2 protein-coding genes are annotated in these 1,511 nt (G+C 76.6%); both read right to left on the minus strand.

Annotation, left to right across the window (positions count from 1 at the left end; all coding sequences use genetic code 11):
* Window positions 1-509, minus strand: a 509-nt coding sequence (locus PROKR_RS20325) for a hypothetical protein (RefSeq protein ID WP_036966493.1), incomplete at its 3' end; no start/stop codon positions are given.
* 38 nt (window positions 510-547) lie between these two features.
* The coding region (locus PROKR_RS30865) for a hypothetical protein (RefSeq protein WP_211240191.1) at window positions 548-1,511 on the minus strand (964 nt) is incomplete at its 5' end.

A 1,511-nucleotide genomic window follows, 5' to 3' on the forward strand; every position in this document is an offset into this window, starting at 1 on the left:
GCCGCCACGCCCAGCGGCCAGGTCGCCGTCACCGCCAGCAACCCTACGGCGGCGCACGCCGCCAGCCGCAGGACCACCTCGACCGGGCCCGTGGGCACCGCCAGCCCGGAGCTCAGCGACCGCCCGGTGACGGCCTCGAAGCCGACCAGCGCGACCGCCGGGAGCAGGGCGAACAGGCAGGACGCCACGACCAGGCCGGTGAGCAGGTGCAGCACCACCCAGGCGGCGGTCCGGGCCCGGTGCGCGAGCCGGGGTTCGGCGGGAACCACCAGCTCGTCGTCCACGTCGAGCAGCGCGCGGGCGGCCGTGACCTCGAGCTCCCGGGCGCCCGGGACCAGGCCGAGGGCCACCGCCGCCGCGACGGCGGTGACCACGACCACCCAGCCCGGGACGCCGCCGGTGGCGGTGTGCAGCAGGCCGTACACGAGCAGCACCAGCGCCAGCCCGATCGCGGCGCCCAGCATGTGCCAGGCAAAGCGCCGAGCGAGGTACCGCGTCGTCGCCTGCATGCCGCCATCCTCTCCGGTCGCCGGGGCTGCACGCCAGGTCAGGGCAGGTCCTCACGGAGCCAACGGCCCGCGAGCGCCTCGGCGGGACGCCCGGCACCGGCCCGTGGGGTGGCCTCCGCGCCGCGGTCGTCGCCGGAGTCGCCGTCGGACCGGAGCCGGTGCGCCACGTACCCCCAGACCGCGAGCGCCAGGGCCGGGCCCCAGTACCAGCACGGGAAGGCGATGGCACCGACGATCCCCTCGGCGAGCCCCTGCCCGCCGAACAGCACGAGCATGGGGACGGTCGAGAAGATCAGGGTGACGGCGATGAGCCCGCCGGGCACGGCGGCGGCTGCGATCGGCACGCGGCGTCCGGCGAGGCCGGGCATCCAGCGGGGGAACACCTCGCCCCACGGCCGGATCAGGCCGAGCGTGAGGAAGAACCCGAGCCACGCGCCGCTGGACAGGGCCAGGCCCCAGATCCGGGTGGAGAGGTCCAGGTCGAACCCGAGCTGCGGCCACGGCGTGAGCCAGGTGAGGCGGATCAGCGCGTAGGGCAGCGGTCCGGTGGCGGCCACGACGGTGATGGCCTTCCGGTGCCGTACCACCCAGCCCGTGGCGCGCTCAACGGCGGGCGTGCCGGCCAGCGCCTGCGCGCCGACGGCGGCCCAGAGGGTGCCGGTGACGAGCACGAGCAGGGTCAGCAGCAGGCCTGCGCGCTGCTCCGCGAGCCCGGAGCCCAGCATGCGCAGGACGCCGCCCAGGGCGTCGCGCGCCAGGAAGCCGCCCACGAGGAGCACCACCAGGCCGGGCACCCCGACGGTCCAGCGCGCCACCGGGTACCGGCGCACCACCTGGACCAGCAGGACCACCACGGCCACGGGCATCGCCATGGCGACCAGGTAGCCCATGGTGGACAGCGGCCCGGTGCCCTGCAGCACCACACCGAACACGACGAGCTGGAGCACCGCGGCGGTGACCCGGCCGCGGGCGCCGAGTGCGCCGGCGAGCGCCGCGATGCCG

This window comes from Promicromonospora kroppenstedtii DSM 19349, assembly GCF_000515355.1.
GTDB classification, from domain to species: Bacteria; Actinomycetota; Actinomycetes; order Actinomycetales; family Cellulomonadaceae; genus Promicromonospora; species Promicromonospora kroppenstedtii.